This is a genomic window from Erythrobacter fulvus (assembly GCF_028595285.1).
GTDB lineage: Bacteria > Pseudomonadota > Alphaproteobacteria > Sphingomonadales > Sphingomonadaceae > Erythrobacter > Erythrobacter fulvus.
Map to the genome: position 1 here is coordinate 120,391 of NZ_JAQQXQ010000002.1, position 23,203 is coordinate 143,593.

The 23,203-nt window shown below is 65.0% G+C and carries 24 protein-coding genes; 12 read left to right on the forward strand and 12 right to left on the reverse strand.

Annotated elements, in window-relative coordinates; all coding sequences use genetic code 11:
• The first annotated feature begins 220 nt into the window (after positions 1-220).
• The 4 genes from hemE to OIK40_RS03530 all read left to right on the forward strand — a co-directional run bounded on the left by hemE (position 221) and on the right by OIK40_RS03530 (position 3,596).
• The gene (hemE, locus tag OIK40_RS03515) at positions 221-1,237 is read left to right on the forward strand and encodes a uroporphyrinogen decarboxylase (protein ID WP_273676275.1); all 1,017 of its coding nucleotides are present in this window, start codon (positions 221-223) and stop codon (positions 1,235-1,237) included.
• Positions 1,238-1,241: 4 nt separating this feature from the next.
• Positions 1,242-1,685: a CopD family protein gene (locus tag OIK40_RS03520; protein WP_273676276.1), complete on the forward strand. Its 444-nt coding sequence runs from the start codon at positions 1,242-1,244 to the stop codon at positions 1,683-1,685.
• Positions 1,686-1,879: 194 nt separating this feature from the next.
• Positions 1,880-3,145, forward strand: coding sequence for a transcription termination factor Rho (rho, locus tag OIK40_RS03525; RefSeq protein WP_273676278.1), 1,266 nt, complete (start codon positions 1,880-1,882; stop codon positions 3,143-3,145).
• A 58-nt stretch (positions 3,146-3,203) separates the two neighbouring features.
• Complete coding sequence (locus tag OIK40_RS03530; RefSeq protein ID WP_273676280.1) at positions 3,204-3,596, forward strand: BLUF domain-containing protein; 393 nt, start codon at positions 3,204-3,206, stop codon at positions 3,594-3,596.
• Here OIK40_RS03530 and OIK40_RS03535 read toward each other — a convergent pair.
• Together OIK40_RS03535 and OIK40_RS03540 are read right to left on the reverse strand one after the other, a co-directional pair.
• A complete protein-coding gene (locus OIK40_RS03535; RefSeq protein ID WP_273676282.1) occupies positions 3,593-3,988 on the reverse strand; it encodes a nuclear transport factor 2 family protein in 396 nt (131 codons plus the stop codon). The two genes, OIK40_RS03530 and OIK40_RS03535, sit on opposite strands and share 4 nt — an antisense overlap.
• On the reverse strand, positions 3,985-4,683 hold the full coding sequence (locus tag OIK40_RS03540) for a dienelactone hydrolase family protein (protein ID WP_273676284.1): 699 nt from the start codon (positions 4,681-4,683) through the stop codon (positions 3,985-3,987). The genes OIK40_RS03535 and OIK40_RS03540 overlap by 4 nt, the downstream gene beginning before the upstream one ends.
• A gap of 103 nt (positions 4,684-4,786) precedes the next feature.
• On the opposite strand from OIK40_RS03540, the gene OIK40_RS03545 reads away from it, so the two are divergent.
• From OIK40_RS03545 to OIK40_RS03570, 6 genes are all read left to right on the forward strand, one after another.
• The gene (locus OIK40_RS03545) at positions 4,787-5,050 is read left to right on the forward strand and encodes a DUF6489 family protein (RefSeq protein WP_273676286.1); all 264 of its coding nucleotides are present in this window, start codon (positions 4,787-4,789) and stop codon (positions 5,048-5,050) included.
• A 4-nt stretch (positions 5,051-5,054) separates the two neighbouring features.
• The gene (mnmE, locus tag OIK40_RS03550; protein WP_273676287.1) at positions 5,055-6,341 is read left to right on the forward strand and encodes a tRNA uridine-5-carboxymethylaminomethyl(34) synthesis GTPase MnmE; all 1,287 of its coding nucleotides are present in this window, start codon (positions 5,055-5,057) and stop codon (positions 6,339-6,341) included.
• Between the two features lie 103 nt (positions 6,342-6,444).
• Complete coding sequence (gene mnmG, locus OIK40_RS03555; protein WP_273676289.1) at positions 6,445-8,310, forward strand: tRNA uridine-5-carboxymethylaminomethyl(34) synthesis enzyme MnmG; 1,866 nt, start codon at positions 6,445-6,447, stop codon at positions 8,308-8,310.
• Positions 8,307-8,933, forward strand: coding sequence for a 16S rRNA (guanine(527)-N(7))-methyltransferase RsmG (rsmG, locus tag OIK40_RS03560; protein WP_273676291.1), 627 nt, complete (start codon positions 8,307-8,309; stop codon positions 8,931-8,933). Before mnmG ends, rsmG begins: the two co-directional genes overlap by 4 nt.
• A 58-nt stretch (positions 8,934-8,991) precedes the next feature.
• A complete protein-coding gene (locus OIK40_RS03565; protein ID WP_273676293.1) occupies positions 8,992-9,768 on the forward strand; it encodes a ParA family protein in 777 nt (258 codons plus the stop codon).
• Positions 9,765-10,736 (forward strand): ParB/RepB/Spo0J family partition protein, encoded by a 972-nt coding sequence (locus OIK40_RS03570; protein WP_273676295.1) that lies wholly within the window; start codon positions 9,765-9,767, stop codon positions 10,734-10,736. Before OIK40_RS03565 ends, OIK40_RS03570 begins: the two co-directional genes overlap by 4 nt.
• Before the next feature lie 100 nt (positions 10,737-10,836).
• Here OIK40_RS03570 and OIK40_RS03575 read toward each other — a convergent pair whose 3' ends face one another.
• Together OIK40_RS03575 and msrC are read right to left on the reverse strand one after the other, a co-directional pair.
• Positions 10,837-11,688, reverse strand: coding sequence for a hypothetical protein (locus tag OIK40_RS03575; RefSeq protein ID WP_273676634.1), 852 nt, complete (start codon positions 11,686-11,688; stop codon positions 10,837-10,839).
• 130 nt (positions 11,689-11,818) lie between these two features.
• Positions 11,819-12,319 (reverse strand): free L-methionine (R)-S-oxide reductase MsrC, encoded by a 501-nt coding sequence (gene msrC, locus OIK40_RS03580; RefSeq protein WP_273676297.1) that lies wholly within the window; start codon positions 12,317-12,319, stop codon positions 11,819-11,821.
• Between the two features lie 64 nt (positions 12,320-12,383).
• On the opposite strand from msrC, the gene OIK40_RS03585 reads away from it, so the two are divergent.
• A complete protein-coding gene (locus tag OIK40_RS03585; protein ID WP_273676299.1) occupies positions 12,384-13,868 on the forward strand; it encodes a PQQ-dependent sugar dehydrogenase in 1,485 nt (494 codons plus the stop codon).
• On the opposite strand, the gene OIK40_RS03590 is transcribed toward OIK40_RS03585, so the two are convergent.
• Entirely contained in the window at positions 13,869-14,687 is an 819-nt protein-coding gene (locus OIK40_RS03590) for a DUF815 domain-containing protein (RefSeq protein ID WP_273676301.1), read from the reverse strand.
• A gap of 1 nt (position 14,688) precedes the next feature.
• Positions 14,689-16,431 (reverse strand): acyl-CoA dehydrogenase family protein, encoded by a 1,743-nt coding sequence (locus OIK40_RS03595; protein ID WP_273676303.1) that lies wholly within the window; start codon positions 16,429-16,431, stop codon positions 14,689-14,691.
• Positions 16,432-16,517: 86 nt separating this feature from the next.
• On the opposite strand from OIK40_RS03595, the gene OIK40_RS03600 reads away from it, so the two are divergent.
• Positions 16,518-17,492, forward strand: coding sequence for an L-threonylcarbamoyladenylate synthase (locus OIK40_RS03600; protein WP_273676305.1), 975 nt, complete (start codon positions 16,518-16,520; stop codon positions 17,490-17,492).
• On the opposite strand, the gene OIK40_RS03605 is transcribed toward OIK40_RS03600, so the two are convergent.
• The 6 genes from OIK40_RS03605 to OIK40_RS03630 all read right to left on the reverse strand — a co-directional run bounded on the left by OIK40_RS03605 (position 17,489) and on the right by OIK40_RS03630 (position 23,024).
• Positions 17,489-17,818 (reverse strand): hypothetical protein, encoded by a 330-nt coding sequence (locus OIK40_RS03605; RefSeq protein WP_273676307.1) that lies wholly within the window; start codon positions 17,816-17,818, stop codon positions 17,489-17,491. The genes OIK40_RS03600 and OIK40_RS03605 overlap by 4 nt on opposite strands.
• Before the next feature lie 40 nt (positions 17,819-17,858).
• Positions 17,859-18,635 (reverse strand): head GIN domain-containing protein, encoded by a 777-nt coding sequence (locus tag OIK40_RS03610; protein WP_273676309.1) that lies wholly within the window; start codon positions 18,633-18,635, stop codon positions 17,859-17,861.
• A 140-nt stretch (positions 18,636-18,775) separates the two neighbouring features.
• Positions 18,776-19,309 (reverse strand): CarD family transcriptional regulator, encoded by a 534-nt coding sequence (locus tag OIK40_RS03615; protein WP_273676311.1) that lies wholly within the window; start codon positions 19,307-19,309, stop codon positions 18,776-18,778.
• 277 nt (positions 19,310-19,586) lie between these two features.
• Positions 19,587-19,925, reverse strand: a complete 339-nt coding sequence (gene fdxA / locus OIK40_RS03620; RefSeq protein ID WP_273676312.1) for a ferredoxin FdxA — start codon at positions 19,923-19,925, stop codon at positions 19,587-19,589.
• Positions 19,926-19,935: 10 nt separating this feature from the next.
• The gene (locus tag OIK40_RS03625) at positions 19,936-20,310 is read right to left on the reverse strand and encodes a S4 domain-containing protein (protein ID WP_273676313.1); all 375 of its coding nucleotides are present in this window, start codon (positions 20,308-20,310) and stop codon (positions 19,936-19,938) included.
• On the reverse strand, positions 20,307-23,024 hold the full coding sequence (locus tag OIK40_RS03630) for a helicase-related protein (protein WP_445235106.1): 2,718 nt from the start codon (positions 23,022-23,024) through the stop codon (positions 20,307-20,309). The genes OIK40_RS03625 and OIK40_RS03630 overlap by 4 nt, the downstream gene beginning before the upstream one ends.
• Positions 23,025-23,203 lie beyond the last annotated feature (179 nt).

Genomic DNA, 23,203 nt, shown 5'->3' on the forward strand with positions numbered 1-23,203 from the left:
ACCGGGGTATTTGTCGACACGGGACAGGATTTGTCGACAGGCTGTGAAGACTGAGGATAAAGCCTGCTTGACGTCCAGTCCGTGCGGATTCGGTGGGGGGTCAATAGGACTGGCGCGGCTGGGGGTAATCGGGCAGGAACCGGTAATTCCCGCTTTCCACAGGGCCAACAGACTCCATCAATCCTTTTATAATTTGTTTTGATTTGTTTTAAGGAACGCCATGCCCGGTCCGCTTCTCGATACGCTCAAAGGTGTCCGTCAGGACGTCGCCCCCGTCTGGCTCATGCGTCAGGCGGGCCGTTATCTCCCTGAATACAGGGCGCTTCGTGCAGAAAAAGGCGGGTTTCTCGAACTCGTTTACGACAGCGAAGCCGCGGCCGAAATCACCGTGCAGCCGATCCGGCGCTTCGGGTTTGACGGGGCAATCCTGTTTTCCGACATCCTGATCGTGCCGCATGCCATGGGACAGGGGCTGGCCTTCATGGCGGGCGAGGGGCCCAAGCTGTCGCCGACGCTGCTTGAGGTCGGGCTCGATTCCTTCACCCCGGCTTTCGAACGGTTCGAACCGGTCTATGAAACCGTACGGCTCACCCGCCAGCAGATCGGGCCGCAGGTCACGATGCTCGGCTTTGCGGGCAGCCCGTGGACGGTCGCGACCTACATGATCGCGGGCGAGGGATCGAAGGACCAGGGCGCGGCGCGGTTGCTGGCCTATCGCGATCCGGCGCATATGCAGGCGATCGTGGATGCGATCATTGATGTCTCGGTCACCTATCTGCGCGGCCAGATCGATGCAGGCGCGGAAGCGGTGCAGCTGTTCGACAGCTGGGCCGGCAGTCTGGCGCCCGACCAATTCGAAAAGTGGGTCGTCGCACCGAACGCCGCAATCACCGCGAAGCTCAAGGAATCGCACCCTGAAGCGCCCGTGATCGGCTTTCCCAAGGGAGCAGGTGCGAAGCTGCCTGCCTATGCCCGCGAAACGGGTGTGGATGCGGTTGGTCTCGACGAAACGCTTGATCCGGTCTGGGCGCATGAAAGCCTGCCCGAAGGCATGCCGGTGCAGGGCAATTTCGATCCGCTGCTGCTCGAAGCGGGCGGGCCGGCGCTGGCCGCACGGGTGAAGACGATAATCGACGCCTTCGGGGATCGTCCCCATGTCTTCAATCTCGGCCACGGGATCGGCCAGCACACGCCGATCGCCCATGTCGAGGAACTGCTCGCGGCGCTGAGGGGCTAAGGCAATGCAGGAACTGCTCTCGTCGATCTATCTGTTCCTCAAGTCGGGACATGTGATTTTCATGGTGTTCTGGCTGGCAGGGCTGTTCATGCTGCCGCGCCAGTGCATCTACATGCTCGATCATGCGTCGGGATCGGAAGGTGAGGCGAAGTGGGCGACGCGCATGGGCAAGCTGCGCAAGATCATCCTGACGCCCTCGCTGGTCATCGTCTGGGTGCTGGGGCTGGCGATGGCCTTCACCATGGGTTTTTTCTCCGACGGCTGGTTCCACGCCAAGCTGACGCTGGTGCTGGCGATGACGGGTTTTCACGGCTGGCTGGTCGCCCAGACGAAGAAAATGGCCCGCGGCGAGCGCCCCTTGACCGAGGGGCAGCTGCGCATGATCGGCGAGGTGCCGGGCCTGATGCTGATCGTGATCGTGGTGCTGGTTTATCTGAAGCCGTTCTGACCCGCGATTTTACGCGATTGACCGCGCCGCGCAGGGCATCTATTTCGCGTCTCACCTAATCCGGTGACCGGGGCCATTCCCGCCCCGTCAGGTCTGCTTTCTCCAAGCCCGGCCCCTTGTCCAACAGGGGCGCCTCTGTTTCCCAGAGGTACTGACCATCCGGCCACTCCTGCTCTTTTTCGGAAATACACGACATGCATCTGAAGGACCTCAAGCGAAAGACCCCGGCCGAACTGGTCGCGATGGCGGAAGAACTGGGCGTCGAAGGCGCATCGACCATGCGCCGTCAGGATCTGCTGTTCAGCATCCTGCGCGAACTCGCCGAGGACGAGGAATACGAAGAAAAGATCATGGGCATCGGCACCATCGAGGTGCTGCAGGACGGTTTCGGCTTCCTGCGCTCGCCCGAGGCGAACTACCTGGCCGGGCCGGATGACATCTACGTTTCGCCTAACCAAGTCCGCCGCTGGGGCCTGCGCACCGGCGACACCGTCGAAGGCGAAATCCGTGCGCCCCGTGACGGCGAGCGCTATTTCGCGCTGACCAGCCTTGCCAAGGTCAATTTCGACGATCCCGAAGCGGTGCGTCTGCGCACCAATTTCGACAACCTCACCCCGCTCTATCCCGATTCCAAGCTGCGGCTCGATAGCCTCGATCCGACGATCAAGGACAAGAGCGCGAGGGTGATCGATATCATCGCCCCGCAGGGCAAAGGCCAGCGCGCGCTGATCGTCGCGCCGCCGCGCACCGGTAAAACCGTGCTGCTGCAGAACATCGCCAAGGCGATCACCGACAACCACCCTGAGGTGTTCCTGATCGTCCTTCTGGTCGACGAACGTCCCGAGGAAGTCACCGACATGCAGCGCAGCGTGAAGGGCGAGGTTGTCTCCTCGACCTTCGACGAACCCGCACAGCGCCACGTGCAGGTCGCCGAAATGGTGATCGAAAAGGCCAAGCGCCTGGTCGAGCACAAGCATGACGTGGTAATCCTGCTCGATTCCATCACGCGTCTGGGCCGCGCTTACAACACCGTGGTGCCGTCTTCCGGCAAGGTGCTGACCGGCGGTGTGGACGCCAACGCGCTGCAGCGGCCCAAGCGCTTCTTCGGCGCGGCGCGCAACATCGAGGAAGGCGGTTCGCTCTCGATCATCGCCACCGCGCTGATCGACACCGGCAGCCGCATGGACGAAGTGATCTTCGAAGAGTTCAAGGGCACGGGTAACAGCGAAATCGTGCTCGATCGTAAGGTTGCCGACAAGCGCATCTTCCCCGCATTGGATGTCGGCAAGTCCGGCACCCGCAAGGAAGAACTGCTGGTCGAGAAGGATCGCCTGTCGAAGATGTGGGTGCTGCGCCGCATCCTGATGCAGATGGGCACCGTAGATGCGATGGAGTTCCTGCTGGACAAGATGAAGGATTCGAAGACCAACGACGATTTCTTCGATACGATGAACCAGTAAGCAACGCCGCGCCGGGGGGCGCGTGCGGCAAGGATAACGAACGGACGGGTCGGAAAAAGTGCTTAGCCAGTATCTCTATATCAGCACCGCGCCGACCCTGCCGCGCGAGGAAGTGGACGCTATCCTCGCCGCCAGTGCGCGCAACAATCCGGCACGCGGCATCACCGGCCTGCTGCTGTTCAACGGCCGCAATTTCCTCCAGCTGCTCGAGGGCGAGGAGGGCGAGGTCAATGCGCTGATGGAAACGATCTTCGCCGATCCGCGCCACAGCGGCGTGTCGGTGCTTGACCGCCGCGGCATCCACCAGCGCACTTGTCCCGACTGGGCGATGAAGCGGGTGATGATCGCCGAAAGTATCGAGAGCCGGCGCGAAATGCTCGAACGGGATCTGCCGGACGGGCTCGATCCCGAAGTGCGCAAGATGATCGTCAATTTCGCGGTGCTGAATTAAGCCTTCGCTTTTTCCAGCTGCGCGGCCATCATTTCCCAGACCTTGTTGATCGCCTTGAGTGGTCGCACCATCACTTTGAAATCGCTGATCTTTCCGTCTTCATTGAAGCGGATGATATCGACCCCGTTGACGGTGATTCCGTCCATCTCGGTGACGAATTCGAGCATCATCTCCTCCCCGTCCACCAGCTCGCGGACATAGTGGAAGCTCTCATTCCCCAGCGTGTGGCTGGCGGCGACCAGATAGGCCATGACGATCGCCTTGCCGACCTGCGGCGTGTGGACCACCGGCGAATGAAACACGGCGTCGTCGGCAAGCAATTCCGACAGGACAGCGGGATTGCTCCCGCTCTCCATATAGGCGTGCCAGCGCGCGAGATTGGTGGCGCTCATGCCAGATGCTCGGCGAAGAAGGCGGCGGTGCGGCTGTCGGCGAGGTTGGCGGTGTCTTCCACCCGGCGCTTGCCGTGTTCGGTGGCGAAGCCATGGTCGAGCCCGTCGTAATCATGCAGCGTCACGCGCGGATGATCGTCCAGCCCTGCGTGCATCGCTTCCTGTGTTTCACGTGGAACAAAGCCGTCAGCGGTGGGAATGTGCAGCATCAGCGGATTGGCGATCGCGTGCTTCTCGCCCAGCAACCCGTCGATGCCGACCCCGTAATAACCGACGCTCGCATCGATATCGGTGCGCGCCGCCGTCATATAGGCGAGCCGTCCGCCGAGGCAGTAACCGACGCATCCGACCTTCGCGACGCCTAGGGTGCGCCGGATGTGGTGAATGGTCGCTTCGATATCGCGGATGCCCTGATCCTGATTGAACTTGCCCATCAGATCGAGCGCAGTCTGGAATTCGCTCTCCACATCGGGATCAAGCGAAACTTCGGGCTGAAGCCGCCAGAACAGATCCGGCGCGACGGCGAGATAGCCTTCGGCTGCCAGCTTGTCGCATTTCTGGCGGATGCCCGGGTTCACCCCGAAGATTTCCTGGATGACGATGATCGCGCCCTTGGGCGCGCCTTCGGGCTTGGCGACATAGGCCCCGAAGCTGGCGTCGCCTTCGAGGGTGGGGATGGTTTCGTTGAGGCTCATGGCGTGTCTCTCTCTCGCTTGCCGGGAAGGGTGTGTCAGCGTCCTATCTCTTGCCTTGCTCGGCTGCCAAGCCCAAATGGAAGACACGCAGGAGGACGCGCCCATGAAGATCACTATCGAAGTCGATTGCACCCCCGAAGAGGCTCGCAGCTTCCTTGGCCTTCCGGATGTGAGTGCGGCCAACAATATCTATGTCGAGAACATCGCCAAGGCGATGAAGGGTGTTTCGAACCCTGCGCAGATGGCTGAATATGCTCAGGCGCTGGCGCCGATGGGGCAGGTGGGCCTCAAGCTGTTCCAGAGCTTTGTTGAAGGCGGGATGAAGGCCGCGCAGCGCGGCGCTGACGGGCCGAAATCCTCCGACTGATCCCGTGAGCCAGACGCCGACCATCTTCGCGCTGTCGAGCGGCGCGCCGCCCGCGGGCGTGGGCGTGATCCGCGTGTCCGGGCCGCGGGCGGGGGAGGCTCTGTCGGCGCTTGCCGGACGTATGCCCGCGCCGCGCCGTGCTTCGCTGGCAAAGCTGCGGGACGGGACGGGTGCGTTGCTCGACGAGGCGCTGGTGCTGTGGTTCCCCGGGCCGAACACCGCCACGGGCGAAGATTTGGCCGAGTTCCACTGCCACGGGGGCCGTGCGGTGATTGCGGCGGTGGAGGCAGCCTTGGCCGCGCTACCGGGTCTGCGCCGCGCCGAACCGGGCGAGTTCACCCGCCGGGCCTTTGCGAATGGCCGCATCGATCTGGCCGAGGCCGAAGGGCTGGGCGACCTGCTTTCTGCCGAGACTGAGCTACAACGCGCGGCCGCGCTTGCCAACGCCGGCGGCGCGCTGTCGCGGCAGGTGGAGACATGGCGCGACAAGGTGCTCGGCCTGTCCGCTGAAGTCGAAGGCGTGCTCGATTTCTCGGACGAGGAGGATTCGGCCGATCTCCCCGAATGTTTCACGTGGAACATTGCGGCGCTGGCCGATGAATTGCGCGAATGGCTCGCCCGCCCGCGCTCCGAGCGATTGGGGGAGGGCTTTCGTGTGGTGCTGGCCGGACCGCCCAATGCGGGGAAATCGACGCTATTCAACGCGCTGGTCGAAAGCGAGGCGGCGATCACCTCCCCCATCGCCGGCACCACCCGCGATGTAATCGAACGCTCTGTGGCGATTGGTGGCGTTCCCTTCACCTTCGTCGACACGGCGGGTCTGCGCGAAGACGCGAAGGCTGACGCAATCGAGGCCATCGGGATTGATCGTGCGCGAAGCGAACTGGTGCGGGCCGATCTTGTGCTGTGGCTCGGGCCAGAGGGAGAGGGGCCGGTGGACGCATGGGAAATCGCTGCGCAGGCTGATCGCGAGGGGTTTGTTCCCAAGCCGTCGGCGCGCTTCACACTCTCTGCCACGACGGGTGAGGGGGTGGGGCTGCTCAAGTCGGCACTGGTTGACCGCGCCCGTGACGCGCTGCCCAAACCGGGGGAAGCGGCGCTCAACGCACGCCAGCACGCGCGCCTGACCGAAGCGGCAGAGGCGCTGGAGGGGGCAGGGACGCTTTCCGACCCGCTGTTGGTTGCCGAGGAACTCCGCCGCGCGCGCCTCGCTTTTGATCGGCTGATCGGGCGGGCGACCACCGAAGACATGCTCGACACGCTGTTCGGACGCTTCTGCATCGGGAAGTGAGCGTAGTGGCGCAAAATGTTTCACGTGAAACATTGGCGGCGAAGCTGAGTACGCGCACGAATCGCCTTTGACGATTCTCCACCCACGCCCTATTTGCGCGCCCATGCAGAGCTTCGATGTCATCGTCATTGGCGGCGGGCACGCCGGGGTTGAGGCCGCCTGTGCTTCAGCCCGGATGGGCGCGCGCACGGCATTGGTGAGCTTCGATCTGGATGCCATCGGCGCAATGAGCTGCAATCCTGCGATCGGAGGTTTGGGGAAGGGGCATCTGGTTCGCGAAGTCGATGCGCTCGACGGCGTGATCGGCCGTGCGGCGGATGCCGGGGCCATCCACTACCGCATGCTCAACCGTTCCAAGGGCAGCGCTGTGTGGGGCCCCCGCGTCCAGGCCGACCGTGTGCGCTTCAAGGCGGCGGTTCAGGCGATGGTCCGCGCTCAGGATAATCTGGCGCTGGTGCAGGGTGAGGCTGCGGCGCTTGTGTTGAAAAGCGACGCAGTAGCCGGGCTGGAACTGGCCGACGGAACCACCCTCGAAGCCGGGCGCGTTATACTGTGCACCGGCACCTTCCTAGGGGGCGTGCTTTTCCGCGGCGAGGAACGTTTCGAAGGCGGGCGCATCGGTGAAAACGCTGCCAAGCGGCTTGCCCAGCAGCTGCGCGGGGCTGACCTGCCCATGGCGCGGCTCAAGACCGGCACGCCCCCGCGCCTAGACGGGCGCACAATCGATTGGGCCGCGTTGGAGGAGCAGCCTTCGGATGGCGAGGCGTGGACCATGTCGCCGCTCACCCAGCGCCGCATCAACCCGCAGGTGTTCTGTGCAATCACCCGCACCACGCAGGCGGGGCATGACGCGATCCGCGCCAACCTGCACCGTTCGCCGCTGTTCTCGGGCGCGATTGCTGCCGCGGGGCCGCGCTATTGCCCGTCGATCGAAGACAAGATCCACCGCTTCGGGGATCGCGAGGGGCATCAGGTGTTCCTCGAACCCGAAGGGCTCGATACGCACATGGTCTATCCCAACGGCATCAGCACCTCGCTGCCGGTGGACGTGCAGGAAACCGTGGTGCGCACCATGCCGGGGTGCGAGCGGGTGGAAATCGTGCAGCCGGGTTATGCGGTCGAATATGATCATATCGATCCACGCGCGCTGACGCCCGATTTGCAGGTGCGCGCGATCCCGGGGCTTTATTGCGCGGGGCAGATCAACGGCACGACTGGTTACGAGGAAGCCGCCGCGCAAGGGCTGGTTGCCGGACTGGAAGCTGCCGCTGCCGCGCTCGGCAAGCAGGCTCCGCAGCTTGACCGCGCGAACAGCTACATCGCTGTGATGGTTGATGATTTGACCTTGCAGGGCGTGTCGGAGCCCTACCGGATGCTGACGGCGCGTGCCGAATACCGGCTGCGCCTGCGCGCCAATAACGCGGCGACGCGGTTGACGGGATTGGGGATCGAAGCGGGCTGTATCACTGCCGAACGCCGAATCTGGTGGGAACGGCGCGAGGAAGTGCGGGCAATGTTTCACGTGAAACATTCCGAAAAGCTCCACGCGCGCGAGTTGGCCGATCTGGGCCTGCCGGTGCGGCGCGACCACGGCGAAAAGTCGATTGCCGAATGGCTCCGGCATGACGGTGTTACCCACGAAGCGCTTGCGCCATGGCTGGGCGAAGTCACCGCGCTCGATCCGTTGCTTGCCGAGGAAATGGCGGAGGATGCGGCTTACGCCCCGTATCTTGCGCGGCAGGATGCCGAATTGCGCGATCTGCGCGCCAGCGAGGCGCTGCCGCTGGCGGCGGACTTCCCCTATGGCGAGGTGCCGGGGCTTTCCAACGAAATGGTCGAACGCCTGACCAAGGCGGCACCCGGCACCCTCGCGGCGGCAGGGCGGGTCCCCGGTGTGACGCCCGCCGCACTCTCCGCATTGCTGGTCTATGCGCGCCGCCGTGCCGCTGACGGGCAGCGCGCAGCGTGATCATTACCGAAGACGAAGCGCGCGCCTATGTCGCCGGCCTGACCGATACCGAAGGCATGGCGCGTCTGGAGCAATTGGCTTCGCTGGTGCTGGAGGAGAATCAGCGCCAGAATCTCATCGCCAAAGCGACAGAGCCCCACATCTGGCAGCGCCACATTGCCGATTCGGCGCAGCTGATCGAAAATGTTTCACGTGAAACATTGGGCCCGAATGCGCAGGGGCCGTGGCTCGATCTGGGGAGCGGACCGGGCTTTCCGGGGTTGGTGATCGCGGCGCTCTGCCCGAATATGCCCGTGGTGCTGGTCGAATCCCGCGCGCGGCGGGTGGAATTCCTCGAATCCGCGATTGCCGCGCTGGGGTTGCACAAATGCCGGGTCGAAGGACAGCGTTTGGAGCGTGTCGAACCCTTTCCCGCCCGCGCCATTTCGGCACGTGCCTTTGCTCCCTTGCCAAAGCTGCTCAGCTTGTCCGCACCCTTCTCCACAAGGCAGACCGCCTATGTCTTGCCCAAGGGACGCTCGGCGGCGCAGGAATTGGAGAGCTTGAAGCCTTCGATTCGGGCAATGTTTCACGTGAAACATTCCTTGACCGATCCCGACGCGGGAATCATTGTGAAGGCCTGACACGCGACATCTGTGCGGATTCCACCTGAATCCGCGCGCGGGAAGGACGGAAAACACCATGCTGACCATCGCGATCGCCAATCAGAAGGGCGGAGTGGGCAAAACCACCACCGCAATCAACATCGCCACGGCGATGGCGGCGACCGGATGGCGCACGCTGCTGATCGATCTCGATCCGCAGGGCAATGCCTCTACGGGGCTGGGGGTGCACTCTGCCGCGCGAGAGGTTTCCAGCTATGATCTGCTGGTAGACGAGGTGGCGCTGGAAGATGCCATCGTCCCCACCAGCATCCCGCGGCTTGATATCGTCCCTGCCACGGTGGATCTGTCCGGCGCGGAAGTCGAGTTGGTATCGGTGGAGGAGCGCACCGCCCGCCTGCGTCACGCGCTGGAGAACCACACGGGACATGACATCGCCTTTATCGACTGTCCCCCGTCGCTCGGCCTGCTGACGCTTAATGCTCTGTGCGCGGCCGATACGTTGCTGGTGCCGCTGCAATGCGAATTCTTCGCGCTCGAAGGTCTCAGCCAGCTGCTCCAGACGGTTGACCAGGTGCAGCAGCGGTTCAATCCGCGGCTTGGCATCATCGGCGTGGCGCTGACCATGTTCGATCGCCGTAACCGCTTGACCGATCAGGTGTCCGACGACGTTCGCGACTGTCTCGGCAAGCTGGTGTTCGACACAGTGATCCCGCGCAATGTGCGCCTGTCCGAGGCGCCGAGCCATGGGCTCCCCGCGCTGGTCTATGACCAGCATTGCACCGGCAGCCGCGCCTATATGTCGCTGGCGCGCGAGCTGATCGGACGATTTCCCGCAGAAAGACAGGCTGCATGACCGATAATACCACTCAAACCGCTGATATTTCTGCTGTTTCACGCTCATCGGCGGAAAAGCCGCGGCGGCTTGGCAAGGGGCTGGGCGCGTTGCTGGGCGAGACCCGGCGTGAAGAACCGCTGGTGCGGCGTGACGAGCCTGCCGATGCCGCGCCCGCTGCGGGCGGCACGGCCCTGCGGATGCTAGCACTGGCGAATATCAAGCCGCTGCCGGGCAACCCGCGCAAGCATTTCGACGAAGCCGCGCTGAACGAACTTGCCGCCTCGATCGCTACCCGCGGGGTGATCCAGCCGATTATCGTGCGCCCCCATCCCGAAGGTGCGGGATATCAGCTGGTTGCGGGCGAACGCCGCTGGCGCGCGGCGCAGAAGGCCCGGCTGCACGAGATTCCGGCGCTGGTGCGCGACCTTACCGAGCGCGAGGTCATGGCGCTGGCGCTGATCGAGAACCTTCAGCGCGAGGATTTGAACCCGGTCGAGGAAGCACGTGCCTATCACCGCCTGTCCGAACAGGAAGGGATGATCCAGGTCGACATCGCCAAGATGGTCGAAAAGTCGCGCAGCCACGTCGCCAACATGATGCGGCTGATGACGCTGCCCGATCCGGTGCTCGACTTGATCGAGCAAGGCACGCTGTCGGTCGGCCATGCCCGTGCGCTGGTGGGTCGTGATGATGCCGCGGAGCTGGCCGAGATCGCCGTCAAGGACGGGCTTTCGGTGCGCGATATCGAATTGCTCAGCCGCAAGCTTGCCAAGGGGGAAACGGGCGGCACCAGCCCCAAACCGCGTCCCGAAACTACCGAGAACGCCGATATCCTCGCCGTGCAGCAACATCTCGAGGAATTTCTGGGGCTTGGCGTGAAGATCAAGCCCGAGGTCGATCCGCGCAAGGGCACGATCACGATCCGCTATACCACGCTGGATCAGCTCGATCTGGTGTGCCAGCGCCTGACCGGTGGAGAGTTCTGACCGCGCATTCCGTTTCAGCGCAAATCAAAAGCCCCGGAAGTCGCGCCGTGCAACTTCCGGGGCTTTTTGTTGGTCCGCCGAAGCGGTCGGACAAATTGCCTTAGCGGTCGGATTTGATCATCTTGGGCGAAGGCCGACGTTCCGGAATCTCGCGTACGGCACCGGGGACGGTGTAGGTCTCCTCACGCACGGTTTCGCGCACCACCACCTGCTGCTGCACCTCGCTACGAACCGGCACCATCACCATCTGCGGCGGCGGAGCGTAGGAATAGGCCGCCGGATAGCCGTAGCCATAGGAATAGGCGGGCGCGCCGTATGCTGGATAGGCGATTTCGCGGCTGGCGATGCGCGGTGCTGGTGCGCCGTATTGCGAAAGGTAGCTGTCGAGCGCGGCCTCGCAATTATAGAGGTTCTTCTTCTTGTCGCCGTTGAACAGGCTGCCGAGCAGACCGCCCACCAATCCGCCGCCGCCCACGCCCAGGACAGTGCCGAGCACGCGGTCACCCGCGCCGGCGATCTCGTAACCGGCAACCCCGCCCGCAATCGCGCCGAGCAGCCCGCCGATGATGGTGCCGGTATCGTCCTTGCTGCGTCCCGCAGTGCGGCGACGGCATTCTTCGATCCACTGGTCACGTTCGAACACCACGGGGGCGGGCGCATAGGTCATCGCCGGAGCATAGGCATGGTGCGGCCCACGCGGTGCCGCCTGCATAGGACGCGGCGCGTCAATCCGGCGGGTGCGGGTGATGGTTTCCACGCCGTCCGACACAATCACGGTTTCCGTCATTTCCGACGTAACCGGCGCAGTGCGGTATTCGGGCGGAAGCTGCCGGACCTCGCTATCGCTCAGCGGGGCGAGCGGGGGCAGATCATCATAGGTCTGCGTATTTGCCGCCGCCGGAACAGCAAGAGCAAGAGCGGCGAGTGGAAGGACGGACAGGCGCTTGGACATGGGTTGGTTTCCCCCTGAGTCAGCCGGATGCGGCTGATGGTTAGCAAAAAGCTTACCACCGACCAGGCCGGGCGCCCAAGCGGCGCTGTGCCTGCTGTCCCGTTTCGGGCCGCCTGCGGGCAGAAACCTCTCAGATTCGTGCCGAAAGCAATGTCGCGAGGGCCTCAATCCCTTCCGCATCGGCGCGGGTGAAGCGTCCGGGGGTGGGGCTGTCGAGATCGATCACCGCAATCACCGCACCGTCGCGCAGCACCGGCACGACCAGTTCCGACTGGCTCGCCGCGTCGCAGGCGATGTGGCCCGGGAAGGCATGGACGTCCGCGACAAGTTGCGTCGCGCGACTTTGCGCAGCGGTGCCGCATACGCCGATGCCGAAGGGGATACGGATACAGGCGGGCCGGCCCACGAACGGCCCCAAGACAAGTTCGCTTCCCGCGCCGTCCCTCGTCGGGGCCACCCGGTAAAACCCGGCCCAATTGAGATCGGGCAGGAATTCCCAGATCAGCGCCGCGACATTGGCCATGTTGGCGATGCCGTCCGGCTCGTCCAGCGTGAGCGCATCGGCCGCGCCCAGCAGATCGCGGTGGACTTCGGCCGGGTCGGCATCGGCGGCGGGCTTGAAATCGAACATCGGGCAAGGGGCCTTCGCAGCTTGTGTGTTGCCGCCGGGGCGGGGCGGCTCTATCTCCCCCCACATGGCTATTTTCCGCAAGATCGCAATCGCTCTGGGCATCATTATCGTGATTGCCGGGGGTGCCCTATGGTTCCTTTCGCGCGGTGACACCGCCGATCTCTCGGTAGAGGAGGTCGCCGGGACAGAACCGGTGCTGCAGGATCCTGCTGCCGAAAGCTTCCCCACGGTGAATATTGCCGAGCCGGTGGGCTGGGCCGAAGGCGAAGCCCCCCTCCCGGCCGATGGGCTGGAGGTGAAGCGCTTTGCCGAAGGGCTCGATCATCCGCGCATTCTTTATGCTCTGCCCAATGGCGATGTGCTGGTAACGCTGACCCGCGCACCCAAGAGCGAAGGCGGCAGCGGCGGCGGGATCATGGCGACGATCGAGGGCTGGATTGCCTCGATTCTCTTCAAAAAGGCCGGATCGGCAGGCGAATCGCCCAACCAGATCATCCTGCTGCGTGACGAGGACGGGAACGGCACCGCCGAAAAGCAGATCGTGCTGCTTGAGGAAGGCCTCGATTCGCCTTCGGGCATGAGCTGGAAGGACGACACGCTCTATGTTGCCAATCACAACGCCGTGCTGGCCTTCCCCTATGCGCTCGGTAGCGAGAAGGTCAGCGGCACCCCGCGCAAACTGATGGACCTGCCTGCGGGCGGCAACCACTGGATGCGCAACATGGAAATCGCGCCCGACGGCAAGAGCTTTTATGTCGCGGTCGGATCGGCCAGCAACATCGGCGAGCGCGGGATGGAGGCCGAGGAAGGCCGGGCGATGATCTGGCAATATGATCTCGAAACCAACCGCCAGCGCCAGTTCGCGGTCGGTCTGCGCAATGCCAACGGAATGGATTTCAGCCCCTGGACCGGTGAGCTGTGGACCACAGTCAACGAACGCGACATGCTCGGGTCCGATCTGGTGCCCGATTACCTCACCAATGTGCCGGTGGGCGCGCAGTACGGCTGGCCGTGGATCTACTACAAGGAAAACATCGATCGCAGGGTCAAGGCGCCGATGCCCGCCTATCTGATGGAATATACCCGCAATCCCGAATTCGCGATGGGCCCGCATGTCGCCGCGTTGGGGCTGGTGTTCGGCAAGGAAGGCCACATGATGGGCAATAACTTTGCCACGGGGGCCTTTGTCGCACGCCACGGTTCGTGGAACCGCAAGCCGGCTTCGGGTTATGATGTGGTCTTCGTGGAATTCGACGCGCGCGGCAATCCGGTGGGCAAGCCGCAACCGGTGCTGACCGGTTTCCTCAAGGAGGACGGCACCACTCGCGGCCGGCCGACCTGGGTCGAATGGGCAGGCGACGGGTCGCTGCTGGTGTCGGACGATACGGCCGGCATCATCTGGCGCGTGCGCGCACCGGGCGCTTCACCCGCTCCGGCAATTGCGCGGCTAACGGGCGAGCGTCTGCCGCCGCTGCGCGAGTTGCGCGATCCGCGTTCGGCATTCGAGGAGGATTACCTGCGCGAACAGGCGGGGCAGAAGATCAACTAGTTACAGCCTGATCCCTGCGCGCCCGGCCAGTTCGGTCGCGAATTGCAGCGCCGTGCGGCCCGAACGGTTGCCGCGCTGGATGGCAAAGGCCAGCGCCTCCTCGGCATCGAAAGCCAGCCCGCGGGGCGCGGTGTAGCTTTCGAGAATTGCGAGATAGGTCTCGCGGTCCGCCGGGTGAAAGCCCAGCGTCAGTCCGAAGCGGTCGGCCAGCGCCAGCGCATCGTCGCGCTCGTCCCGTTCATGGATGGCCGCGCTGGTATCTTCGCGCTCGACAATCGCGCGGCGGTTGGCGGTAACGGCGATCCGCACATGCGCCGGGCGCGGGGCCACACCCCCGTCGAGCAGGCTCCTGAGCGCCAGCATCTCGGCCCGCGCACCTTCGCCGAAGCCGAGATCGTCGATGAACAGCAGAAAGGCGCGTTTCTGTTGCGCCAGTTCGGCAATCAGCGCAGGGAAAGTCGGCAGCGAACCGGGCGCGAGCTGCACCAGAGCGAGCGCCTGCGGCTGTTCGCGCTGAACATCGGCCACTGCGGCGCGCACCAGCGCCGACTTGCCCATCCCGCGCGCGCCCCACAGCAACGCATCATGCGCCGCCGCGCCGCTCGCCAGCCGCGCGCACAAGTCGCGCAGCGCAACTTTCTGGGCGTTGATCCCGTGGAGCGCACCCAGCGGCAGAGCATCGAGCACCGGCACCGCGCGGGCGCGTTCGCCCTCCCACACATAGGCGGGGTGGGCGTGCCAGTCGGTCGGCGGCGGCGGTGCGGGTGCGAGCCGCTCCAGCGCGGCGGCAATCCGTGCGAGTTCGCCGCCGTCCTCCATCTCAGCCGGCCAGCGCTTCTGCGGGCAGGGCGTAAAGCAGCCCCGCCCCTGCGGTGGCCCCGGCCTTCAGGCCCGCGGCTTCGGGAACGATCCGGTCGAGGAAGAAGCGCACCGTTACCGGCTTGGTCGCCGCCAGCGCGGGCGCTGCGCCTGCCGCGACCGCTTCGGCCTGCTTCATGAGCTGCCACCCGGCAACCGCGACTGCGGCCATGGTGCAGAAGGGGACGCTACCGGCGAGACGATCGTCGAGGCTGGCTTCGTCGCGCATCCAGCGGGCGATATGCGCACAGTCCTGCGCCAGCGCGGCCAGAGCGGTTTCGCCTGCCGCCTCGCGGGCGATGGTTTCGAACAGTGTCACCAGCGCGTCGCCGCCTTCAAGGCCCAGCTTGCGGGTGACGAGGTCGGCAGCCTGAATGCCGTTGGTGCCCTCATAGATCGGAGCAATGCGCGAATCGCGCCAGTGCTGCGCCGCGCCGGTTTCCTCGACAAAGCCCATGCCGCCGTGGATCTGGATGCCGAGGCCTGCGACTTCCACGCCGATATCTGTGCCCCATGCCTTGATCAGCGGAACGATGATCTCCGCCCGCGCCTTGGCCGCTGCATCGCCGAGATTGCCGCGATCGACCTGCCCTGCGCAGTAGTACAGCAGCGCGCGCGCACCCTCGGTCAGCGCCTTCATCCGCAGGATCATGCGGCGTACGTCGGGGTGCTCAATGATCGCCACCGGAGTCTTGTCGGGCGAGCCGGCGCGGGCGGACTGGACGCGGTCGCGGGCATAGGCCAGCGCCTGCTGGGTGGCGCGTTCGCCGATCTGCACGCCCTGATTGCCGACATTGATGCGCGCATTGTTCATCATCGTGAACATCGCCGCGAGGCCCTTGTTCTCCTGGCCGACCAGTTCGCCGATGCATTCGCCATTGTCGCCGTAGGACATGACGCAGGTGGGCGAGGCGTTGATGCCCAGCTTGTGTTCGAGGCTGACGCAGCGCAGGTCGTTCTTCGGGCCGAGGCTGCCGTCGGCGTTCACGTGATACTTGGGCACCACGAAGAGCGAGATGCCGCGCGATCCCTCGGGCGCGCCGGGGAGGCGGGCGAGCACGAGGTGGATGATATTCTCGGCAAGGTCATGCTCGCCCCAGGTGATATAGATTTTCTGACCTGTAATCAGATACTTGCCTGCGTTTGGGCCTTCGGTGATCGGTTCGGCCGTGCTCCGCAGTGCGCCGACATCGCTCCCCGCGGCGGGTTCGGTCAGGTTCATCGTGCCCGACCACTTCCCGCTGACGAGGTTGGGGAGATACATCGCCTGCTGCGCGGGCGATCCGTGATGCTCGAGCGCCTCGATCGCGCCGACCGATAGCATCGGCAGCAGCGTGAAGGCCATATTCGCCGCGCCGAGGTTCTCCAGCACATTGCAGGCGAGGGTGAAGGGCAGGCCCTGCCCGCCATGCGCCGCCGGAGAGGCAATCGCGTTCCAGCCCTGCTCGACATAGGCCTGATAGGCGGCCTCGAACCCTTCGGGCAGGCGGACACGGCCGTTTTCGAGCTTTGCGCCCTCAAGATCACCCTTGCGGTTGAGCGGCGCGAATTCGCCTGCCGCGAACTGCCCCACGCCCTCGACGATCGCCTCGACCAGATCGGGCTCGGCATGGGCGAAGCGTTCGGTCGCGGCCAGCTCTTCGATCCCGGCATTGACGCGGATGGCGAGCAGCTGGTCGGCGGTGGGTGGGGTAAAGGGGGTCACTTGCAAGGCGTCCTTCGGGTGGGCGGAAAGGGGGTGAGAAATGCCCGCACTTGGCAGGCCGCGCGCCAGTCTATAGCGCGAGAGGCATGAGCGGCAAGAACGTTACGGAAGTGGTGCTGGCAGACGCCGAGGGGATCGCAAAAGCGGCGCGCATCCTCGAATCGGGCGGGCTTGTCGCGGTGCCGACCGAGACTGTTTACGGCCTTGCTGCGCGGGCTGACAGCGCCGAGGCCGTGGCGAAGATCTATGCCGCCAAGGGCCGCCCGGATTTCAACCCGCTGATCGTCCATGTGCGGGATGTGGAGCAGGCGGGGTGTTATGCCGAATGGCCATCCGATGCCGACCTTGCGGCGATGATCCACTGGCCCGGCCCGCTGACGCTGGTTCTACCGAAGAAGGACGATGCGGCGTTGACCGAAGCGGTAACGGCAGGCTTGCCGACGGTCGCTTTGCGCTGTCCGGCGCACCCGGTGATGCAAGCTTTACTGGCGGCAGTCGATTTTCCGTTGGCTGCACCATCCGCGAACCGCTCGGGTTTCATCAGCCCGACCACCGCGCAACACGTGCTCGCCTCGCTTGACGGGCGGATCGACATGGTGCTCGACGCGGGGCCGACGAGCGCGGGGGTGGAATCGACCATTCTTGCCATCGGGCGCGACGGAAGCTGGCGCGAGTTGCGCCCGGGGCCGGTCGACAGCGATGCACTTCACCGGCACTATTTCGATTACGGGATCAGCGAGCGGCAGGCGGGGGTGCAGGCCCCCGCGCGCATCGAAGCCCCCGGGCAGCTTGCCAGCCACTATGCACCGGGCAAGCCGGTACGCCTCGGTGCGACCGAAGCGGAGCCCGACGAGTTTCTGATCGGGTTCGGTGCGGTGCAGGGTGACTGCACGCTGTCGGCGAGTGGTGACGTCAATGAAGCGGCGACGCGACTCTATGCCTGTCTGCACGAGGCTGCCCGCGCCGATCACCCGCGTATCGCGGTCGCGCCGGTGCCCGATCAGGGCGTGGGCCGCGCGATCAACGACCGGCTGCGGCGCGCGGCAACACCGGCGGATTAATTCTCCGGTTCGACCGGCACGCCTTGCATCAGCGCCTTCTGTTCGGCGCGGATCGCCTGGGCTTTCTCGCAGGCGGCATCGTCGCCTTCGCCGCAGCGCTCCATCGCCTTGTCGTAATCGCGTTCGAGTTCGCCGATCCGCTCCTCGCGCTTGCGGATTTCGCGCCCGCGCTTCTCGTCGGCTTCGGATTGGCTGGTGGTCGCCGCGTCGATCCCGGCACTGGCGGCTTTCACCGGCAGGGTGACGATATTCGCCGCAGTGCGGGCGATGCAGCCCTGCAACGCGAAGGCGGACAGGCTCATGGCCAAAAGAAGGGGTGCGCGCATGATCGCATCATGTCGCGCGCACCCTGCCGAAAAGCAAATATTATTCTGCGGGTTCTTCCGCCGGCAAGGCCGGTTGAGCTGTTTCCGCGCTCGCCGGATTGCAGGTGAGCGTGCCCGATCCGAACGCCTTTACGGTGCACTTGGCGCTGCCCGCCACGTTCACGTCGCCCGAACCGGCGATGGTGGCTTCCACCGTGCCGTCCGAGGCAAAGGCGATGTCGCCCGATCCGCCGATCGTGACTTCGGCGCGGTCGGCCTTGAGCGCGGCGAGATCGATCTTGCCCGATCCCCCGATCACCACTTCAAGCCGCTTGGCTGTGCCTGCGCCCTTGATCTTGCCGTTGCCGCCGATGTTGATTTCGAACGTTTCGGCCGCGACCTGATCGAATTCGACCGCACCCGATCCGCCGATATTGATCGACGCGGTGCTGGCGAGCGACCTTGCCTTGATCGTGCCGCTGCCCGCGATCACGATTTCGGACGGCGGGGGCATGGTGATGCGGATGGTGGCCTTGTCCGAGCCGTTCCAGCCGTCCTCGCGGGTGATGCCGATCAGCTTTTCGTCGCGCACGAAACGCAGGGCGTCGGTGTCCTTCCCTTCCACCGCGAGATCAAAGGTTTCGCCTTCGGTCAGGATCACGTTGTCGCCCGAGGACAGCACGATTTCGGTCGGCGCGGCGCCGCTCATGTCGAGCTCGGCCAAGGGAACGCCCTTCTTGCCGTTGATTTCGATATCCGCGCCGTCGCAGCCCCCAAGGGCCGTGCCGAGTGCAAGCACGACGAGCGGGGCCATGCGTTTGAGGATCTGGTTGATCATGCGGTTTTTCCCTCCGGGGCCGGTGTCAGCGTATTGCCGATATAATACACCAAGCCGCAAGGTGCAAGCGCGGCGGATGGCGCAAACAAAAAGGGCCGCCCCGCAGGGCAGCCCTTGATGTTCGCGGAACGCGGGAAGCCTCAGGCTTCTTCGGCGTTGTCGTAATATTGCGGTGCGTGTTCGCGCAGCACGTCGAGGATCTTGCCGAGCGCGGTCGGCTCGTCGGTTTCCTCCATGGCCGCGAGTTCGCGGGCGAGGCGGCTGGACGCCGCTTCGAAGATCTGGCGTTCGGAATAGGACTGCTCCGGCTGGTCTTCCGGACGGAACAGGTCGCGGGTCACTTCGGCGATCGACACGAGGTCGCCCGAGTTGATCTTCGCTTCGTATTCCTGCGCGCGGCGCGACCACATGGTGCGCTTGACCTTCGGCTTGCCCTTCAGGGTTTCCATCGCCTGCTTCAGCGTCTTGTCGGAAGACAGCTTGCGCATCCCGATCGATTCGACCTTGTTGACCGGCACACGGAGCGTCATCCGCTCCTTTTCGAAACGCAGAACGTAAAGTTCGAGCTGCATGCCGGCGATTTCCTCGCTCTGCAGTTCGATTACCCGGCCAACGCCGTGCTTGGGGTAGACAACATAATCGCCGACGGTGAATGCGTTTGCGGTGCTTGCCATGCAAGTTCCTTTCTGTGGGCCGTTCCGGCAACGGGAGAGGGACAATCATCCCGGCGGCGCGACCCGCCCCCGCAAGGGGCAAAGCGCCGGGAGTCGATTGACCTAGGGGGGAGGTTGCTGGTGTGTGGCCTTCCTGGTTTCAACGCCTGCGCGGGCCCTGACCAACTGCCTCGGCCTGCGCGGTTCCCTCATTATATAGCATACCCGCAACAAAATTGCGAGTCGGCGATTGCGAAGGCGCGCGTATCTTCGCAGATACGCAACTTAGCCGGATAAATCAGTCGCCTTCGCCCGGTTCGGCGCTGAAATACTTCTCGAACTTGTCCTTTTCGCCCTTGTGCGCATCGGCATCTTCGGGCGGGGCCTTCTGGCTGGTGATGTTGGGCCACTGGGCCGAATATTTGGTATTCAGCTCGAGCCACTTTTCCAGCCCGTCCTCGGTATCCGGCAGGATGGCTTCGGCGGGACATTCCGGCTCGCACACGCCGCAATCGATGCATTCGCTGGGATTGATCACCAGCATGTTTTCGCCTTCGTAGAAACAATCGACCGGGCAGACTTCGACACAGTCAGTGTACTTGCACTTGATACAGTCTTCGGTGACGACGTAGGTCATTGCGGCTCTTTCACAAGAGGTCTTCGGGATCTGCGGGCTCGGTGCCCGCCGCGAGAGGCGACGCTGCTATGGTGTTTTGCCCTTTAGGGTCAAGACCGTCGCCGTCAACCTCACGATAATGCGAACGCGCCAGCGCCGGCGGACCGCGCCGGTCGGGCAGGGACAGCAGTTCGATGACGCGGACAGACCCGCCCAGCGCGATCGTCAACACGTCGCCCACCCGCGCCTGTTCGGATCCGCGTTGCACATGCTTGCGGTTGCGGCGCAGCGCATGGGCGGCGATCAGCGCCTCGGCGGCGGAGCGGGTGCGGGCAAAGCGCAGATAGACGAGCAGACGGTCGATCCTGATCGACCCTGCCGAGCCGTGCGCGCCGCCTGCATTCATCCCTTGAGCAGGTCCGCCAGCTTGTCGAAGGCACCCCCGGCGCGGGCCGGACCAGTATCGGGCTTAGGCGCAGTGCGCGGGCGATCGTCGCGCCGGTCATTGCGCGGCGGCTTGCGCTTGCCCTGGGGTTTGCCCTTCGCGTCCTGTTGTTCGCGCCGGGCGGCCGGCTTGCCGCCCTGCCTGTGCTGGCGTTCGCCGCGTCTGTCATCGCGTTCACCGGGACGGCGCGGGCGCCAGTGCCAGCGGTCGGGCGCGGGCGCACCCTGCGCGCCTTCCGACAAGGGCCGCGCGCGGTCGCAGCGGAAACCCGCGCTGCCCAGCAGACGGCGGGCATTGTCAGCCTCCAGCCCGACCGACACCGCGAGCGCCAGATCGAGCCGGAAGGCCGGATTGCGTTCTTTCGGGCGTGCCGCTGTTACCACGCTGCGTGCATCGAAGGCGGCGCGCAGGATCTTCTCGGCCAGATCGACGCGGATCGCCTGGGTTCCGGCATAGCGGTATCCGGCGGGCAGCCGCCCCTTGGCCCACGCGCCCTCGGCCAGCACCGGCAGCATCGCCTCGTTCAGCGGGCGCGGGTCGAGGCCCAGTGCGTGCAGCAACCGGCGCGGCGCGGGCTTCAGCAGCGGCGCGGCAAATATGTCGAGCGCGCCGAAGGTGATGCCGAGTTTGCGCAGATAGGGGCGCATTTCCTTGGGCAGGTGTTCCAGCCCCGCATCCTCACGGCTGATCACGCCGCGCGCCTCGATCAGGGTGATGACGAGCGCGCGCGCCTGCGACCCGGCTTCCGGATCGCGCGCGGCCTCTGCCAGTTTGCGCAAGGGTTCAAGCGGTTCGAGCTGCTGTTCCAGCCACGCAGCAAGCCCAGCCTCGAAATCGGCGCGCGCGGTTTCGGGCAGTAGTGCCAGATCGCGGGTGAGCGTCAGGCGCGGCGTGCCGAAATGGCCTGCGCCCGGCTGGCCCGGAAAGGCGATTTCGGCCAATGCGCGACCTTGCCAGCGGATTGCGCCGCGGGAAATCTCCAGCTCGCCAAGGCCCTGCGACAGCAGCCATTCGGCGCGGCTTGCGAGCAGCGCGGGCAGTGCCTTTTCACCCGCGGCCAGCAGCATCCGCCGGTCGGCCACGCCCGCGTCGGGATCGACATGGAAGCGGAAGCCTTCAAGGCGGCCAATCGATTCCCCTTCCACGGTAAGGTGGCCGTCGGTTTCGAGAGTCACGGGCAGCGCGCTTGCGTCCTGCCCCAGCGATTTCATCAAGAGTGTCGTCCTCCGGTTGACGAAGCGTTCGGTCAGGCGCGCGTGCAGCGCATCCGAAAGCTTCGCCTCGACCGCGCGTGCGCGTGCGGCCATTTCGTCGCGTGCCAGCACCCAGTCGGGTCGCTGGCAGATGTAAGCCCAGCTGCGAATCGCCGCGATCCGCCCTTGCAGCGTGTCGATGTCGCCCTGCATCCGGTCAAGCTCGGCGATGCGTGCGGCAACGAAATCGGCGCCCAGATAGCCGCCGCGCAGGTCTTCCCACAAGCGTGCGACGAAGCGCGCATGGGGTTCGACCCCGAGATTGCGGAAATCGGGCAGCGAGCAGGCTTCCCAGAAACGCCGGACATTGCCCGCGCCGCGCACGCTGGCGCCAAGACTGTCTGACGCCAGCCGCTTGAGCACCGCGAGATCGATGGCCTCGGGCGCGGCTCTCAGCACGGCATCGGCGGGCCGCGCCTCAAGATCGGCGATCAGCGTGTCGAGGCTGTCGAAGCGCGGCTCGGCCTCGCGCCAGAACAGGTGGGTGAGCGGAGCGAAGCGGTGCTCCTCGATCGCGTAGACTTCCTCGTCGGTGAAGGCGAGCGGTTCACCGTCGCCCTTTCCGGTGCCCGACAGCGTGCCGAAGGTGCCGTCGCGCTGGTGCCGTCCGGCGCGTCCGGCGATCTGCGCCATTTCCGACGGGGTCAGCCGCCGCTTGCGCCGCCCGTCATATTTCGACAGCGCCGCGAAGGCGACATGATCGAGATCGAGGTTGAGACCCATGCCGATCGCGTCGGTGGCGACGATGTAATCGACTTCGCCCGACTGGAACATCGCGACCTGCTTGTTGCGGGTTTCGGGCGATAATGCGCCCATCACCACCGCCGCGCCGCCTCTGAAGCGCCGCAAGGCCTCGGCCATGGCGTAGACCTGCTCCACGCTGAAGGCGACCACCGCCGAACGCTTGGGCAGGCGCGACAGCTTGCACACCCCCGCATGGGACAGCGTCGAAAAGCGCGGACGACTGGTGATTTCTGCCCTGGGAATCAGCGCCTTGACCAGCGGTTCGAGCGTCGCCGAGCCGAGGATCATCGTCTCCTCGCGCCCGCGGGCATGCAACAGCCGGTCAGTGAAGATATGCCCGCGTTCGGGATCGGCCCCCAATTGCGCCTCGTCCAGCGCGACGAAGGCGTGTTCGCCGCTAGTCCTGGGCATCGCTTCGGCGGTGCAGAGGAAATAGCGCGCGTCCGGCGGCTCGATCCGTTCCTCGCCGGTGATCAGCGCCACCTGTTTGTCGCCCTTGATTGCGCGGACCCGGTCATAGACCTCGCGCGCCAGCAGTCGCAGCGGAAAGCCCATCATGCCGCTGGAATGGCCGCACATCCGCTCGATCGCGAGATGCGTCTTGCCGGTATTGGTCGGACCGAGCACGGCGCGCACGCGCGCGTCGTCGGTTGGGCGGGGCGGGGCGGAGAAGGTCACGGCGCCTGCGGTTCTGTCAGGCTTGGCCGGAGGGGGCAAGGGCGGCCGCGAACACGTCCTGCGCATAAGCGAAACGACTTATCGCACCCGTGATGCACTTGGTCGCTGGTTAACGTCGCATTTACTTTGATCGTGCAGAGAAATACGACAAGGCTGGGCAGGGAGCGCCCGCCACGGGT